Raw genomic sequence first — 14,982 nt, 5'->3', positions numbered from 1 at the left:
CTGATTGCTAAGTTGCTAAACAGACAAATTATTTCAACTCCTACAAGAAGGGGATTCCCCATGCAGATCCGTCGCGTAGTGGCTGCTACCGCCGCCGTAACCATCGCTGCCACCAGCCTGGTGGCATGCTCTTCCGACTCCGATGACTCCAAGACCATCACAGTCGGCACCACCGATGACGCCAAGAAGGCGTGGGTAGCGTTCGAGCAGGAAGCAAAGAACGCAGGCTATGACATCGATATCCAGCCTTTCGCGGATTACAACACCCCAAACCAGGCTCTGGACCAAGGCGAGCTGGATACCAATAACTTCCAGCACCTGGAGTTCTTGGCAGAGTATAACCACGGCAACGGCACCAACCTGGTGCCTATCGTGGCCACCGAGATCGTGCCGCTGGCACTGTTCTGGAAGGACCACGACTCCCTCGACGGCATCGAGGGCGAAGAGGTCGCCATTCCGAATGACTCCACCAACCAGGCTCGCGCCATCAACGTGCTGGTTCAGGCCGGCCTTCTCACTCTGAAGGACAAGGACAACCTGGAGCCCACCCCGCTGGATATTGACGAGGCGAAGTCCAAGGTCAAGGTCACCCCGGTAGATGCGGCACAGACCACGTCCGCACACGGCGAGGGCACCCCGGCGATTATCAATAACTCCTTCCTGGAGCGTGCCGGCATCGACCCAGCCACCGCCATCTTCCAGGACGATCCGAACTCTGAAGAGGCAGAGCCGTACATCAATGTCTTCGCCGTCCGCGAGGAAGACGCCGATAACGAGGACATCAAGAAGCTCGCCGAGCTGTGGCACTCCGACGCCGTCCAGGAGGGCGTCGACGAAGACTCCGCCGGTACCTCCGTCGAGGTGGAGCGCAGCCAGGAGGATCTGCAGAAGATCCTGGATAAGCTCGAAGCAGATCTGGACTAATCACCCTTGCTTTTACCCCGCCGGAGCCCCCGGCGGGGTTTGGCACTTTCCTAGCTAAGGACGCAAACACGTGGCAGATTCCACCCACCGCGGCACCCGCATTGAGTTCCGCGAGATCACCAAGGTCTTTAAACAGAAAAAGGCACGAGTCAAGGCCCTCGACAATGTCTCCATGACCATCGAGCCCGGCGAAATCGTCGGCATCATTGGCTATTCCGGCGCCGGCAAGTCAACCCTCGTGCGCATGATCAACGGTTTGGACACTCCGTCCGCGGGCGAGCTACTGCTTGATGACACCAATATCGTCGGCATGTCCGAGAAAAAGCTGCGCGGCATTCGCCGCAATATCGGCATGATTTTCCAGCAGTTCAACCTGATGAACTCGCGCACCGCGGCCGGCAATATTGAATACCCGCTGCAGCTGCAGGGCGTCGGCAAGCAGGAGCGCGCCAAGCGCGTGCAAGAGCTGCTGGACTTCGTCGGCCTGGGAGACAAAGGCAAGAGCTACCCGGAGCAACTCTCCGGCGGCCAGAAGCAGCGCGTCGGCATTGCCCGTGCGCTGGCCACTAACCCTTCGCTGCTGCTTGCCGACGAAGCCACTTCCGCCCTCGACCCCACCACCACGCAAGAAGTCCTCGACCTACTGCGGCGGGTGAACAAGGAATTCGGCATCACCATCGTGGTTATTACCCACGAGATGGAAGTCGTACGCTCCATCGCCGATAAGGTCGCCGTGATGGAAAGCGGCCGCGTAGTGGAACAAGGCAGCGTCTACGAGGTCTTCTCCAACCCGCAGACCTCCGTGGCCGCCAAGTTCGTGGCCACCTCGCTGCGCAACGAACCCGACGTCGTAGAAACCGACGACCTGCTTGCGCACGAAGGCCGCCTGTTTACCATCAACCTCACCGAGGAATCCGGATTCTTCACCGCCGCCGCCCGCCTCAAGGAAGCCGGCGTATCCATCGCCGTTGTCCACGGCGGTATCACCACGCTGCAGCAGCATTCCTTTGGCAAGCTGACCGTGCGACTCAGCGGCGATAATAACGCCATCGAAGAGTTCTACCGCACGCTTTCTACCACCACCCAGATTGAGGAGATTGCACGATGACCGTCACCACCCTCGCCCAAGCCAACTGGGACCGCCTCGGCCCTTCACTAGCCGAGGCCATCGTCGATACCCTCATCATGGTCTCGACCACCCTCATCATCTCCGGCATCCTCGGCCTTGGCCTGGGCATGCTGCTCTATACCACCCGCACGGGCGGCATCCTGCAAAACCGGTTTGTCTATTTCATAGTCAACCTGCTGGTAAACTTCGTCCGCCCCATCCCGTTCATTATCTTGCTGGCTTTTGCCCAGCCACTGACCGTCATGGTGATGGGCGGTTCCATCGGCCGCGGACCGGCCACCTTCGTCATGGTCATCGCCGCGACCTTCTCCGTAGCCCGCGTGGTGGAACAAAACCTCGTGTCCATCGATCCCGGAGTTATCGAGGCCGCCCGCTCCATGGGTGCCTCGCCGTGGAAGATCATTACCTCCGTTATCGTCCCAGAGGCCCTCGGCCCGCTGATTCTGGGCTACACCTTCCTGTTCATCGCCATCGTGGATATGTCCGCTATGGCCGGCTACGTCGGCGGCGGCGGCTTGGGTGACTTTGCCATCGTCTACGGCTACCGCGCCTTCGAGTGGGAAGTCACCGTCGTGGCCACGCTCATCATCATCGTGCTGGTGCAGGCCGCCCAGTTCTTTGGCAACTGGCTCTCCTCCAAGGTCATGCGCCGCTAGCCCCCGCTTGCCGACGCCGCCTTCGCGCAGCCTACCCCGCGACCGGCTCCACGCCGGTCGCTACGATGGCTTGGCCTTTCTTCGGTGCATCGCCGCACGAGGAGACCACACCTTCTACCTCGCGCTCCTCGAGCGCCACGCGCCAGCGCCGGCCGTCAGCGTGGCTGACCTCGCCGCTGTCGGTGGCGGTGAGCTGGCCATAGGAGAGGTCCTCGCCGGCGTCGATAAGCGAGCGGGCCACCGCCAACTCCGCCACCTGGCCGCGCGGGCCGAAAATACCGCGCCCGCGATTTACCGGGTAGAAATACTTCCCCTTCGCCGCCGCCGCAATCATCTGCGCGGCGGCTTCTTTATTCATACGGCCAAAGGAATAGCCCCACGGCATGAGCATGACCGACGGCGCGAACCGGTGTCCCTTCGTGTGCGAGGTCTCCCACACTATATCTGGGTAATCCGCCACCAGCTCCGCGGCCAGCGGCCGGCCCTTGACCGCACAACACGTATCGCGCTTCGCATGCGTACACACCAGCACCAACGGCGTGTCCAAAGCGCCGCCCCCATTGCAGCCAGGCCCGGTCAGGTCCAGATCGAGGATTTTCTCCGGGCCCGTCAGCAGCACGAGTTCCATCACGCCCTGCTCGGCCCACACCAGGTAGCAGCGGTGCATCTTGCCTACCTGGCGGCCGTCGCGGCCCGGCCGGCGGATAAGCTGCAGCCCCGCCATTCCCTTCAGCTTGGCCTTGAGTTGCGCCGTGAGCTCCGGTCCAAAAGTATCGCCGTCGAGCACGTCTCGCGACCATCCGCCCGGCCACTCGAAAAGCACATAGACGGATTCCTTCTTCGCCGTGCCTGGCAGCGGCTCTACCTGGATATCTGAACAGAACTCGGTCATATACCTAAGCCTAACCTTTCTGCTTTTCAGCTCACACCCTTGGCAACAATTCGGCCACGAAGTACCCCCTCAGCTATACAGTTCACGGCCGAAAATATAACCTAGGGAACATGTTGAAAGTCCGTCTCGCCGCAACGCTTCTCGTCGCTGCTTCTCTCAGCGGCTGCGCTGCCCACGAGACGGACCGCACCACCATGGCCGCGTCCGCGGATAACTCCCAGCTCAATCCGCTGGGCCAGGCCAATATGGAGATGAAAACCCTCCGGCCGCAAGCCCCCTCCGAGCTCACGGTGACCGACGTGCGCATCGGCCAGCACGAAGGCTTCGAGCGCGTCGTCTTCGAACTCGACGGCGGCGGCACACCCGGTTGGTTTGTGGACTACGCTGACACGCCTACGCAGCAAGGCTCCGGCAAGACCATTGATTACTCCGGCGAGACCGCGCTCAATGTCAATATCGACGGCGTGGTCTACCCCTTCGAGGCCGGCAAGGAGGACCCCCGCATCGGCGTAGTAGATGCGCCCACGGAGGGAATTGTCACCCAAGTGGTCAACGGCGGCACCTTTGAAGGCCGCCGCCAGTTTGTCATCGGCATGAATGCCCGCAAGCCTTACTCCGTGCAGGTGCTCGATAACCCCACCCGCCTCGTGGTCGATATTCACAATTAGTAAGTCGCCTCAACCCGCCAGCGGCCGCCGGACCATACCAACAGCCACGCCCGCTGATGCTCTTCGTGGTCGGCTTGGCCCACCACCTGTAGGCGTGCTACGTGCTGTGGGGTATCGGTCCACCACTGCGTATCCACCGGCCAGGGGCCGGCCCAGCCCAGTACGCGGAAGCGATGTGCACCCCAGCTCAAGGCCACCGGCACCCCGGACAGGAGGGCCTCAGCGGTAACGAAGACGGGGCGCTCGGCGGCGTCGATAAGCCGAATGCGCGCGGCTGGGTGGTTCGGCCCACCGCCCAGCCGCGCGGGCAGGGGCGCGGGAATGCGGCCGGGCCACTCGCCGTCCGGCGGTGCGTCACGCTGCTCGCCATAGGGCACGTACTCGATGCGCTCGGCCACCCCACGGCCGCCCACCGCCCGCGGCTGCAGCACACGATCCACCCCCAGCTGCGATTGCACACGGGTGATCACGCGTTTGACCTGCTCCTGCGAGCCTTCCCCACCCCAGAGGCCGGTGGCGGACGGGGCGGCAACCTCCACCGGCTCCAGCGCTAGGCGGTGAATGGCCGCGCCCTCACCAGTAGCGCGCGTGAGCCAGCCATCGAGCTGCCAGCGCACGCGGTCCGCGGTGGCCTGCTCCGTCAGCGCTTCCTGCGTGCGCCATACCCGCGCCAGCTCCTCGCCGGTGCCAAACTCCGCCACCACGTGCAGCCGCAGGCATACCTTGCCGGCCTCCTCCAAGCGGCCATGCAACCGGGCCGCGAGCTGGCGAGCCGCGAACGCCGCCGCATCCACGCGCTCGATGCGCTCTTCCATTTCTACGGCCAGGTCTGGGCGCGCCAGCTCTGGTGCCACGCGCCTATCCGCACGGGCTTGGGCCAACTCGTGGGCCCGCCGGCCAGGCTCGCCAAACCGGGTGGCTACCTGCTTACACGGCAGCGCCGCTAAGTCACCCAGGCGCCGCACACCCAGCTTATCCAGTTGTGCGATAAACCCAGCCTCAAAGCCCAAGGCCTCATCGGCCGCCAGTACCCCTATGGGCTGGGTGGCCAAAAACTCCCGCGAGCCGCCCTCTGGCACCACCGTGCCCACACCACGATGCCGGGCTGCGATGACGGCCGTGGCAATCTCGTCGGCGACGCCGAGGGTGGAGTCGAAGCCGGCGTACGAAGAGGCGTCGACAAGCATCTCTAGTGCTTTCTCCCCGTGGTAGCGCAGCGCCGCGCCCGCGTCCACAATTGCCAGGCCGGGGCGCAGCACCTCCACAGAGGACGCCACCGCATCCAAGCCGGCCGCAACCTCTGCAAACGCCGCGCCATCCCGGTCCGGATTGGCCTCCACCACCGCAGCTTCGGGGCACAGAGCTTGGGCCTGGCGCAGACGCATCCCGCGCCGCACACCCGCCCGGCGCGCCTTCCTATCGCACACCGCCACCGCGTGGTTGCGCGCAATAACCATAGGGCCCTGCCCGCCGGCGGCCTGGACGGGCCAATCCGGAAACCACACGGCCGCTACCCTCATACGGCCTCCAACCGGCGGCGCTCACCCACCGTAAGCACCCCGCGCGAGGCACCCTGCTTCGAGGTCACCTCCACGTCCATGTCCACACCGCGAATGCGCCCACTGCCCTTGCCGACGCCCCGGTAAGCACTCACCCGCGCCCCTATCCCCACCGCCGTACCCGGCAGCCGGGTTCCTACCGTGAGTACCGCCGCACGCCCGCCGCGCACCTTCGCCAGCACCGGCCGAGCCTTGGTGGGGCTCACCTCGCCGGGCGGCCCACGGTGGATGACAAGGTCCAATCCTTCCGCCAATACTCCCGTCACCATCCAAGATTCCAGGCCCGGATCCGGCACGGTTACCACACGTTCAATATCACCTTTATCGGCCACTTGTGCGAGGAGGAGATCTGGCCACCCCACCACTCCCACATGCCCACCACGGGCAGTGAGGTGACAGATAAGCTCCACCACCAGCGCCGGACAGTTCGCACAGTGCACCACCTGCCGGCGCGCCAGTCCACCTGCAGGAAGCAAGCGCGCTAGCCCAGGGGACGTATCTACCAGCTCTTCTTCCGGACCACGCTCCATAGCGCGCATGCGGGTACGCAGCATCGCCACACGGTCTGACCTGCTTAGCCCGGCCACCGCTTTTTCTAGACGAACGCTCGTTTGACTCACCCAAATAGTATGAACTCTCACCCGGACACATGCAAGTGTATGTTCGAATGGTAGCCTTAACGGCATGAACTTCAACGCTGCCTACAGCGCCATGCGCGAGCACACCACCCCCATCCCCACTCCGCCATGGGTGCGCTTGGGCTCGTCCATCCTCATCGGTGCGGCCGTGGCACTCTTGGCTAGCCGCGCGCATATCTTTGCCGCACTGGTTGGGGCACTCGTATGCCTTGTGGCGGCCTTCGTTCTCGTCTTTGCCCACCCCTACCGCCGCGCGATGCGCGCTTATGCCGACAAGCGCAATGTCGCTCTGGTTCCCACCGTCGCACAGCTCGTGCCGCTGATGATCCTGTGGCTTATGGTGATGCTCGCACCCATCGTGGCCCTGCCCGCCTGGGGCGCCGGTCTGGTGTGGCTGGCGGTCTTTGGGCTGAGCTTTTTCGTCTTCCCCCACGTGGATGGCACGCGCCGGCTCGCGTTTGCCTAATCTATACGACACTTTTCGGGGTTATCCACAGCTTTTCCGGCCCTAGTGCCGGGGGTGGGGCGGGTTATCCACAAAATCCGCTGTAGCGGTTGCGCCGGCCGTGCACCGGTGCAGGTGCGCGCCGTAGCGTTGCAGGCATGAACGCACTCGAGACCTACCTCACCGCCTTGGGCCCCGGCATGGACATCATCGCCGGGTGCCAGGGCATGTCTGGGTCCGAGCTTATGGACCGCGGCGCGCCCGATGCCATCGCCGCCGATCTACTTCTTTTGTGCGAAAGCTACTTCGGCCGCACCAAATTTACGCGCCTGCAGCGCTGCGCTATTGCCGACGCCCGCCGCAACACCCATTCCATTGCCACGCTTACCGCCCTAGAGCGCATTGTTAACCGCGCGCCCAGCAAGAAGCAGGCCTGGCAACTTCGCGCGGAATGTTGCGCGATGACCGGCTCGATGAGCCACATCCTTAAACACGCCCGACGGCGCCTGCGCGAGATGAAAGACAACACCGTAACCCCAGGCGTGCGCACTTACCGACGCCCCAATGACTACTGGACGCTGGCCATCACCGGAACCTCTAGTTTCATCGCAGATCTCAACGCCGCGCTGGCCGCGACCGGAAAGCAATCGCTCGAGGCGGTGGAAAAGATCTTCTTTGACCAAGCTGCAGCCGCGCGGGCAGAAGTGGTGACCAATGCCATCGTGCCCTTGGACAAATTCATCCGCATCCGCGACGGCCATGGTGATGATATCGAGCTCGATCTGACCAATGGCGCCACCATCACCGGCACAGAATATTTGCGGCGTGTGCTCAACGACGTCGGCTTTTCTGGCGATAAAGAAACCGGCTACGTCACGCTCGTGCACCCCGAAGAAGGTCCAGTCAACTTGTACCGGACCGCACGTGTGGCCAATGACAAGCAGCGCATTATGGCCGCTGCAGAAAATCCACGCTGTGCCTGGCCGGGCTGCAACCAACCGGCCGACCTCTCCCAAGTCCACCACCTTAAAGCGTGGAGCAACGGCGGGGAGACGAATATGAAAAACCTGGTCATGTGCTGCGCCTACCATAATGGCGTCAACGACGATGACCCCAACGCCCCACCTCGGCGCGGCCGCCTCGAACGGGTGGGCGGGCGCATTGTGTGGCGCCCACCGTTTATCCCGCGCGAGTAAGTGCCGCCGCTAAAACGAGCGAAAAGGCGCTCAGCGATAGCCTGAGCGCCTTCTACGCATGCCGTTTTACTCCCACTCGATGGTTCCCGGTGGCTTGGAGGTGCAATCCAAGACCACACGGTTGACGTCCTTTACCTCGTTGGTGATGCGGGTAGAAATCTTCTCCAGCACCTCGTAAGGCAAACGGGTCCAGTCCGCGGTCATAGCGTCCTCCGAGGACACCGGGCGCAGCACAATCGGGTGACCATAGGTGCGGCCGTCGCCCTGCACGCCAACGGAGCGGACATCGGCCAGCAGTACTACCGGGCACTGCCAAATCTGGTCATCCAGGCCGGCATTGGTCAGCTCGGTGCGGGCAATGAGGTCTGCCTCGCGCAGCGTCTCCAAGCGCTCCTCGGTCACCTCACCGATAATGCGGATACCTAAGCCCGGGCCGGGGAATGGCTGACGGCTAACGATCTCTTCCGGCAGACCCAGCTCACGGCCGACGGCGCGAACCTCGTCCTTAAACAGCAGGCGTAACGGCTCGACCAGTTCGAACTCCACGTCATCCGGCAAACCGCCGACATTGTGGTGAGACTTAATATTCGCCGTGCCATCGCCGCCGCCAGACTCGACAACGTCCGGGTACAGCGTGCCCTGGACGAGGTAGTCGACGGTGGAGCCAGCAGGGGCGTCGTCAAGCACGCCTGCAACCGCACGCTCAAAGGAACGGATAAACTCCGCGCCGATAGCCTTGCGCTTGGCTTCTGGGTCGCTAACTCCTGCCAGCTTATCCAGGAAGGCGGCGCGCTCATCGGCAGTCACCAGCTTCGCGCCGGTGGAGGCGACAAAGTCCTTTTCTACCTGCTCGCGCTCGCCAGCACGCAGCAGACCGTGGTCAACGAAGACACAGGTGAGGCGATCACCGATAGCACGCTGCACCAGAGCGGCCGCTACAGCGGAGTCCACACCGCCGGACAGGCCGCAAATAGCGCGGCCTTCCTCGCCCACCTGGGCGCGGACATCGGCAATGAGCTGCTCGGCGATATTATCGGCCGTCCAGTTCTGCTCTAGGCCGGCAATCTCAGTAAGGAAGCGGGTAAGCACCTCCTGGCCGTGCGGCGAGTGCTGTACCTCAGGGTGGTACTGCACGCCGGCCATCTTCTTGTCTAGGCACTCCATTGCTGCAACCGGAGCACCGGCCGACGTGGCCGTAACCTCAAAGCCTTCGGGAGCGGCAGATACGGCATCGCCGTGAGACATCCACACCTTGTGGGTAGCCTCCAGGCCTTCGTGAAGTACGCCGCCCTTAACATTCATATCGGTACGGCCGTACTCACGCTCGCCAGTCGACGACACGGTGCCACCAAGCGCATGGTTCATGGCCTGGAAGCCGTAGCAGATGCCGAAGACGGGAATGCCGAGCTCAAGCAGCTCCGGCTTCAGAGCCGGGGCGCCGTCAGCATAGACAGAGGACGGACCGCCCGACAGGATAAGCGCGGCGGGGTCTTTAGCTTTGATTTCCTCCACAGACGCGGAGTGAGGGACAACCTCGGAGTAAATCTTGGCCTCGCGCACGCGGCGGGCAATAAGCTGCGCGTACTGAGCGCCAAAGTCCACAACGAGGACGGGGCGCGGGGTAGTATTTGGCTTAGTCACGCCCCATAGTCTAACCCACTAAACTGATAGCTTATGAAGCGCTTGGCTATTGTGCTCGCCGCGAGCCTGTTGTTGTGCGGTTGTGACGCCACCCCAACTACGGCGGAGGTGGCGTCTACGCTGGATGAACAAGGCCCGCAACAGGTGACACTTCCGGCCGCGGAAGTCTTTGGAAGCGAGTGGGATGAGTGGGTTCCATTGTGCGGCACGCAGCAGGCAGAGCGCGCGGGGCATCCAGAAGTAGCGCAAAATTCGGTGGTTCTACGCGCGAGCGGCGAAGAAAAGGTTGTAGAACTCAATCCCATGAGAGTACGCGTGTGCCCAATCCACAACGCAGGGCAATGGCGGCCAACGACGGGCAAGACCACGTGGAGGCGCGAAGGCGGCTGGCAATTGGTTTCCTAATCACTCTCCTACCTCGCCACCTGGCATCTGTTCAGCGACGAAGGAAGCAATAGGGCAAAGAAAAGCGGCTGCGCCAAGAAGGCACAGCCGCGTCGGGGACTCTCGCGCGGATTAGTAGCGAACGGCGAGTTCGACCTTCTGGAAGGACTTCAGGTCAGTGTAGCCACACTTGGCCATGGAACGGCGCAGCGCTCCGACAAGATTGGTGCGGCCGAAGGGCTCGCTAGAGGGTCCGTGGAGGACGGTTTCCAGCGAAGGAGCGTCAGACTCTTCTGCGGCTTCGGCCGGGGTACCGGTGGTGAGGAAATCGACGTCCAAGTCGGTATCGGCCCCGGAGAACTGCACGAAACCGCGTGGGAAACGCGGGTGGCCGGCCGTGGCAGGCCAGTACCAGCCCTTGCCGCCGGCCTCGCGGGCCTGAGCAAGCAGTGGTCCGAGAACAACACCGTCAGCGCCGCAGGCAAAGGCCTTGGCAATATTGCCGGAGTTTTCAAACTCGGTATCGGCGATGATGTGTACGTAGCGGCCGCCGGTCTCGTCGAGGTAGTCGCGGCGGGCTGCGGCGGCGTCGGCAATCGCGGTGCCCATGGCCGAGTCGATGCCTACGGTCTCGGCGTTAGTGGTCACGCCTGCGCCAACGATGACGCCGGCCGCACCGGTGCGCATCAGGTGTAGCGCAGTGGTGTAGTCGGTGACTCCGCCGGCGATGACCGGAACGTCAAGGGAGCCAATGAACTCCTTGAGGTTCAGCGGCTCACCGCCGGTAGCCACGTGCTCGGCCGACACCAAGGTGCCCTGGATAAATAGCAATTCGGCACCGGCCGCGATGACCTTTGGGGCCATCTCTCGCGCATTCTGCGGAGAAACGCGCACAGCGACGGTAACTCCGGAGTCGCGGACTTGGGAGATGCGTTCGGTAAGGAGGGCGTCGTCAAGCGGTACAGCGTGCAACTCTTGGATGATGGAGTTATCACCCGGCTGCGAGTAAATGCGGGCTAAAGCTCCCTCGAGGTCCTTGTGGCGGCCCCACAGGCCCTCGGCATTGATGACGCCGAGGCCACCTTGCTTGCCCATCTCGATGATGAACTCAGGGGTGGCGAGCGCATCGGTGGGGTGGGATACGAAGGGGATGTCGAAGGTATAGGCGTCGATGTGCCAGGTGGTGTCCACGTCCTTGGAGGAACGGGTGCGGCGCTGCGGCACGATGGATAGTTGCTCTAGATCGAAGGTGCGGCGGGCCTCGCGGCCGATGCCGATTTCGGCGTATTCACGCATGATATTCCTAGCGGTAGTTTGGTGCTTCTGCGATTTGCTGCAGGTGGTGCGGGTGGGATTCCTTCAAGCCCGCGGCGGTGATTTGGACGAAGCGCTTGGTCTTTAGCTCGGCCAGGGTGGCGGATCCGGTATAGCCCATGGAAGCGCGCAGACCGCCAATAATCTGGTGCACGATGGCATCGATATCGCCACGGAAGGGCACGCGACCCTCGACGCCTTCCGGAACCAGCTTGTCTTCGCTGCGGACGTCGGCCTGGAAGTAGCGGTCCTTGGAATAGGAGCGCTTCTCGCCGGAAAGTCCGCGACCCTGCATGGCGCCCATAGAGCCCATGCCGCGGTAGCGCTTGTACTGCTTGCCCTGGTAGACCACGATGTCACCGGGGGCTTCGGTGGTGCCGGCAAACATGGAGCCCAGCATGACGGTATCGGCGCCGGCCGCCAGGGCCTTGGCGACGTCGCCGGAGTACTGCATGCCACCATCGCCGATAACCGGCACACCGGCCGGGCCAGCTACTGCGGCGGCCTCCATCAGGGCCGTAATCTGCGGTGCGCCCACGCCGGCGACGACGCGGGTGGTGCAAATGGAGCCCGGGCCAATACCAACCTTGATGGCGTCGGCGCCGGCATCGATCATCGCCTGGGCGGCCTCGCGGGTGGCGAGGTTACCGCCGATGACATCAACCTTGGAACCGAAATCCTTCTGCACGCGGGAGACCATCTCCAGCACGCGGTTGTTGTGGGCGTGGGCGGAGTCGACGACGAGGGCGTCCACGCCGGCGTCGACAAGCGCGGCGGCGCGCTGGTAGGACTCTTCGCCGGTACCGATGCCGGCCGCAACCAACAGTCGGCCGGCCGAGTCCTTGGACGCGTTAGGGTACTGCTCGGTCTTGACAAAATCCTTGACGGTAATCAGGCCGGTGAGCTTATTATCCGCATCGACGATGGGCAGCTTTTCCACCTTATTGGCCGAGAGCAGTTCGAGGGCTTCCTTCTTGGATACGCCCTCGCGCGCAACGACGAGCGGCATGGCCGTCATGACCTCGCTAACCTTGCGGTCAAAGTCAGGCTCGAAGCGCATATCGCGGTTGGTGCAAATACCCACCAGGGTGCCATCCTCGTCTACCACCGGCAGGCCAGAAATACGGAAGCGGGCGCACAACGCGTCTACTTCCCCGATGGTCATATCCGGGCGGGCGGTGATGGGGTCGGTGACCATGCCAGACTCGGAGCGCTTCACAATCTCTACCTGCTCGGCCTGGTCCTCGGTGGACAGGTTGCGGTGCAGCACACCGATACCACCCTGACGGGCCATGGCAATGGCCATGCGGGCCTCGGTCACGGTATCCATGGCGGCCGAGGCAAGCGGAACGCCGAGGCGGATATTGCGGGTAAATTGCGCGCCAGTATCGACCTCGGAGGGCACGATATTGGATTCGGCGGGCAAAAGGAGCACATCATCAAAGGTCAGGCCGCGCAGGGCTACCTTGTTCGGGTCATCTCCACCAGTATGAATACGGTTCTCGCTCATCGAGGTCTCTCCTTAACAGGTTTAGCGGCTAACCTAACTGTAGTGCGTTGCCGGCCGAAGACACCATTTGGGCAGGGGGTAAATTGCCTCGGGAGGGTAAGTTCAATAGGCTCGCAGGCGTGAACTTCTTCGCCAATATGCCCCGCGATCCTTTCGCCGATGATCCGAATGACCCCGCCTCTTTCTTGGAGGAAGACGAGCAGGTCATGCCGCTTACCGACGACGACCGGATCGCCATCATTCACGACCTCGCGCTGGTGCAGAAATTTGCGTCCATCCTCGGCCCGCGCGGCATCGATGGCATCTTCTTCTTGTGCGAGGATTGCCAGGAAAACCACTTTTATGAGTGGGACATTATGGCCGCCAATATGCGCGCCACCCTTGAAGGCGAGCTAGCACCGGTGCATGAGCCAGGCGCCGAGCCAGATCCCTCCCGCTACGTGCCTTGGGACTACGCCTTGGGTTACTTGGATGGCCTAGAGGGCCGCTAGCTTCTACTGCTGCTGGCCCAACTCGATGGTGGTCGTCGGCTCATCCTCAACGTTGGGGTTGGGCTGCGGGTTTGGCTGCCCTTGTTCCGTGACCACCACGGTTTCGGTGGCGTACTGAGTTTCGGTCACGGTGACCTGCTCCGGCTGCTGTTCCGGTTGCGAAGCCTCTTCCGCCACGGTTTCGGTGGCGGTCTCCGTTACGGTGTGCGGGGTGGGCTTCGGGCGCGCAGAGCGCTTTTGTTCCGCCTCGCGGTTGGCGGCGATGGCCTTTTCTTCTTTGCCTTCGGCCTCGTCCAGCTTGGCGCGGGCGTCCTTCATCAGTTCGCGAGCGCCTTCAATATCGCCTTCGGCCGCGCGAGATTCCATCTCTTCCAGCGTCCCGGCCAGCTCTACGTTGCGGGTCTTATCGCCCTTATCAAAGGTTCCGGCGTGCAGCATCGCACCACCAGCACCAGCGATAACTAGGGTTGCGGCGGCAGCGCCGATGAGTCCATGTACGAACGGGCCGCCGCGGCGGCGCTTGCGGGCCTGGCCTAGGTCGATGACCTCAGGCTCAGCTTCGGCGCCTTCTACTAGCGGGGCTGGAGGCATCTGCTTATCGACGTCCCCCTTTAACTCCAGCAGCAGCTCCGCCAGGTCATCCTGGCCGTCGGAAGGGTTAGTTCCCTTCGAAAGCTCGGTGAGGAATGCATCATCATCGACCAAGGGCTGGAGCTGGTCTGCAAGGCCGTCATTATCGCCGTGGTGCTTCGGTGCCATGATGGTGTCTCTCCCCCTTCCTTTCTGTTAAGAGATATCTGCTGTAAGAGTCGGCCGCTAGGCCCTTAGCGCGCAGTTTCCTGGGCGGCTTGGAGGGTCTTTCGCAATTGAGCGAGTGCTCGGTGTTGTGCGACACGAACCGCGCCTGGGGTGGAACCCACAATTTCCGCGGTCTCTTCTGCCGACAAACCGTTGAACACGCGCAGAATAACGATGTTTTTCGCCTTGTCACTTAACGTATCGAGCAAGGCGCGCATTCTGTTACTACCGTCGGTCTCCAGCGCCCACTCTTCAGGGGTGGCGTCGCGCGCGGGGTCTTCTGGAATTTCTTCGGTAGGGGTGGACTTATCGCGCCCCATGGCGCGGTGGGCATCGGTGACCTTATTGAACGCAATGCCGTATACATAGGCCATAAACGGGCGGCCTTTGTCCTCGTAGGAGCCAATAGAGGTGGCCACTGCAAGACAGATCTCTTGGGCTACATCCTCCGCGGTGGGTTGACGGCCGCCACCGATGCGGGCGCGGCAGTAGCGCAGCACCTGCGGGTGAATGATCCGCAGGACTTTTTGCAGCGCTCGACGGCTGCCGTCGACGGCATGCGGGACGAGATCCGCTAGCTCCTGTTCTTTATCACTCACGTATGCACCCTCTGAGATGTTTTCGACCGGTAACTAACCATATTGGCACAGGGGAAGTTTATGCAAAGGCAACGCGCGGCCCCAGCGCGTGCGCAACCCGAGCGGCAGAAAATTCACAAACCGTTAACCTTTGCCGTT

16 protein-coding genes are annotated in these 14,982 nt (G+C 62.7%); 8 read left to right on the top strand and 8 right to left on the bottom strand.

Annotated features, from left to right (window positions below):
- The first annotated feature begins 60 nt into the window (after positions 1-60).
- The 3 genes from BKN05_RS04035 (at position 61) to BKN05_RS04025 (ending at position 2,709) form a co-directional block, all read left to right on the top strand.
- The gene (locus tag BKN05_RS04035; RefSeq protein ID WP_286688002.1) at positions 61-924 is read left to right on the top strand and encodes a MetQ/NlpA family ABC transporter substrate-binding protein; all 864 of its coding nucleotides are present in this window, start codon (positions 61-63) and stop codon (positions 922-924) included.
- Between the two features lie 70 nt (positions 925-994).
- Positions 995-2,032 carry a methionine ABC transporter ATP-binding protein gene (locus tag BKN05_RS04030; protein WP_286688001.1) on the top strand — a complete coding sequence of 346 codons (1,038 nt, stop codon included), beginning with the start codon at positions 995-997 and terminating at the stop codon, positions 2,030-2,032.
- A complete protein-coding gene (locus BKN05_RS04025) occupies positions 2,029-2,709 on the top strand; it encodes a methionine ABC transporter permease (RefSeq protein ID WP_049378924.1) in 681 nt (226 codons plus the stop codon). The genes BKN05_RS04030 and BKN05_RS04025 overlap by 4 nt, the downstream gene beginning before the upstream one ends.
- Positions 2,710-2,740: 31 nt before the next feature.
- On the opposite strand, the gene BKN05_RS04020 is transcribed toward BKN05_RS04025, so the two are convergent.
- The gene (locus tag BKN05_RS04020) at positions 2,741-3,601 is read right to left on the bottom strand and encodes a sucrase ferredoxin (protein ID WP_286688000.1); all 861 of its coding nucleotides are present in this window, start codon (positions 3,599-3,601) and stop codon (positions 2,741-2,743) included.
- Between the two features lie 110 nt (positions 3,602-3,711).
- Here BKN05_RS04020 and BKN05_RS04015 point away from each other — a divergent pair, with 110 nt between their 5' ends.
- A complete protein-coding gene (locus tag BKN05_RS04015; RefSeq protein ID WP_049378922.1) occupies positions 3,712-4,269 on the top strand; it encodes an AMIN-like domain-containing (lipo)protein in 558 nt (185 codons plus the stop codon).
- Here BKN05_RS04015 and BKN05_RS04010 read toward each other — a convergent pair.
- Together BKN05_RS04010 and imuA' are read right to left on the bottom strand one after the other, a co-directional pair.
- On the bottom strand, positions 4,266-5,789 hold the full coding sequence (locus BKN05_RS04010; RefSeq protein WP_286687999.1) for a DNA polymerase Y family protein: 1,524 nt from the start codon (positions 5,787-5,789) through the stop codon (positions 4,266-4,268). The two genes, BKN05_RS04015 and BKN05_RS04010, sit on opposite strands and share 4 nt — an antisense overlap.
- Entirely contained in the window at positions 5,786-6,448 is a 663-nt protein-coding gene (imuA', locus tag BKN05_RS04005; protein WP_502686332.1) for a DnaE2-dependent mutagenesis accessory factor ImuA', read from the bottom strand. The genes BKN05_RS04010 and imuA' overlap by 4 nt, the downstream gene beginning before the upstream one ends.
- A 64-nt stretch (positions 6,449-6,512) precedes the next feature.
- Between imuA' and BKN05_RS04000 the strand changes: the two genes are divergently transcribed.
- Positions 6,513-6,932 carry a membrane protein gene (locus BKN05_RS04000; RefSeq protein WP_049378919.1) on the top strand — a complete coding sequence of 140 codons (420 nt, stop codon included), beginning with the start codon at positions 6,513-6,515 and terminating at the stop codon, positions 6,930-6,932.
- A gap of 137 nt (positions 6,933-7,069) precedes the next feature.
- Positions 7,070-8,107: an HNH endonuclease signature motif containing protein gene (locus BKN05_RS03995; RefSeq protein WP_049378918.1), complete on the top strand. Its 1,038-nt coding sequence runs from the start codon at positions 7,070-7,072 to the stop codon at positions 8,105-8,107.
- 66 nt (positions 8,108-8,173) lie between these two features.
- On the opposite strand, the gene guaA is transcribed toward BKN05_RS03995, so the two are convergent.
- A complete protein-coding gene (gene guaA / locus BKN05_RS03990) occupies positions 8,174-9,748 on the bottom strand; it encodes a glutamine-hydrolyzing GMP synthase (protein ID WP_049378917.1) in 1,575 nt (524 codons plus the stop codon).
- 33 nt (positions 9,749-9,781) lie between these two features.
- Here guaA and BKN05_RS03985 point away from each other — a divergent pair, with 33 nt between their 5' ends.
- A complete protein-coding gene (locus BKN05_RS03985) occupies positions 9,782-10,153 on the top strand; it encodes a hypothetical protein (protein ID WP_049383599.1) in 372 nt (123 codons plus the stop codon).
- A gap of 111 nt (positions 10,154-10,264) precedes the next feature.
- Here BKN05_RS03985 and BKN05_RS03980 read toward each other — a convergent pair whose 3' ends face one another.
- Positions 10,265-11,428 (bottom strand): GuaB3 family IMP dehydrogenase-related protein, encoded by a 1,164-nt coding sequence (locus BKN05_RS03980; protein WP_286687998.1) that lies wholly within the window; start codon positions 11,426-11,428, stop codon positions 10,265-10,267.
- A 7-nt stretch (positions 11,429-11,435) separates the two neighbouring features.
- On the bottom strand, positions 11,436-12,956 hold the full coding sequence (gene guaB, locus BKN05_RS03975; protein WP_049378915.1) for an IMP dehydrogenase: 1,521 nt from the start codon (positions 12,954-12,956) through the stop codon (positions 11,436-11,438).
- Between the two features lie 119 nt (positions 12,957-13,075).
- Between guaB and BKN05_RS03970 the strand changes: the two genes are divergently transcribed.
- Positions 13,076-13,447, top strand: a complete 372-nt coding sequence (locus tag BKN05_RS03970; RefSeq protein ID WP_005326826.1) for a DUF5319 domain-containing protein — start codon at positions 13,076-13,078, stop codon at positions 13,445-13,447.
- A 3-nt stretch (positions 13,448-13,450) separates the two neighbouring features.
- Here BKN05_RS03970 and BKN05_RS03965 read toward each other — a convergent pair whose 3' ends face one another.
- Complete coding sequence (locus tag BKN05_RS03965; RefSeq protein WP_049378914.1) at positions 13,451-14,206, bottom strand: hypothetical protein; 756 nt, start codon at positions 14,204-14,206, stop codon at positions 13,451-13,453.
- Between the two features lie 65 nt (positions 14,207-14,271).
- Positions 14,272-14,844, bottom strand: a complete 573-nt coding sequence (locus BKN05_RS03960) for a sigma-70 family RNA polymerase sigma factor (RefSeq protein ID WP_049378946.1) — start codon at positions 14,842-14,844, stop codon at positions 14,272-14,274.
- Positions 14,845-14,982 lie beyond the last annotated feature (138 nt).

This window comes from Corynebacterium sp. S5S1, from assembly GCF_001913985.1.
GTDB classification, from domain to species: Bacteria; Actinomycetota; Actinomycetes; order Mycobacteriales; family Mycobacteriaceae; genus Corynebacterium; species Corynebacterium marquesiae.
The sequence above is the reverse complement of the archived record's forward strand: the minus strand, read 5'-3'. Positions and strand labels throughout refer to the sequence as shown.

Bases quoted from the DNA above. Each gene is read 5' to 3' on its own strand.
- BKN05_RS04035 (WP_286688002.1), top strand. From the start codon at position 61: ATGCAGATCCGTCGCGTAGTGGCTGCTACCGCCGCCGTAACCATCGCT.
- BKN05_RS04025 (WP_049378924.1), top strand. From the start codon at position 2,029: ATGACCGTCACCACCCTCGCCCAAGCCAACTGGGACCGCCTCGGCCCT.
- BKN05_RS04020 (WP_286688000.1), bottom strand. From the start codon at position 3,601: ATGACCGAGTTCTGTTCAGATATCCAGGTAGAGCCGCTGCCAGGCACG.
- BKN05_RS04015 (WP_049378922.1), top strand. From the start codon at position 3,712: ATGTTGAAAGTCCGTCTCGCCGCAACGCTTCTCGTCGCTGCTTCTCTC.
- BKN05_RS04010 (WP_286687999.1), bottom strand. From the start codon at position 5,789: ATGAGGGTAGCGGCCGTGTGGTTTCCGGATTGGCCCGTCCAGGCCGCC.
- BKN05_RS04000 (WP_049378919.1), top strand. From the start codon at position 6,513: ATGAACTTCAACGCTGCCTACAGCGCCATGCGCGAGCACACCACCCCC.
- BKN05_RS03995 (WP_049378918.1), top strand. From the start codon at position 7,070: ATGAACGCACTCGAGACCTACCTCACCGCCTTGGGCCCCGGCATGGAC.
- BKN05_RS03985 (WP_049383599.1), top strand. From the start codon at position 9,782: ATGAAGCGCTTGGCTATTGTGCTCGCCGCGAGCCTGTTGTTGTGCGGT.
- BKN05_RS03980 (WP_286687998.1), bottom strand. From the start codon at position 11,428: ATGCGTGAATACGCCGAAATCGGCATCGGCCGCGAGGCCCGCCGCACC.
- guaB (WP_049378915.1), bottom strand. From the start codon at position 12,956: ATGAGCGAGAACCGTATTCATACTGGTGGAGATGACCCGAACAAGGTA.
- BKN05_RS03965 (WP_049378914.1), bottom strand. From the start codon at position 14,206: ATGGCACCGAAGCACCACGGCGATAATGACGGCCTTGCAGACCAGCTC.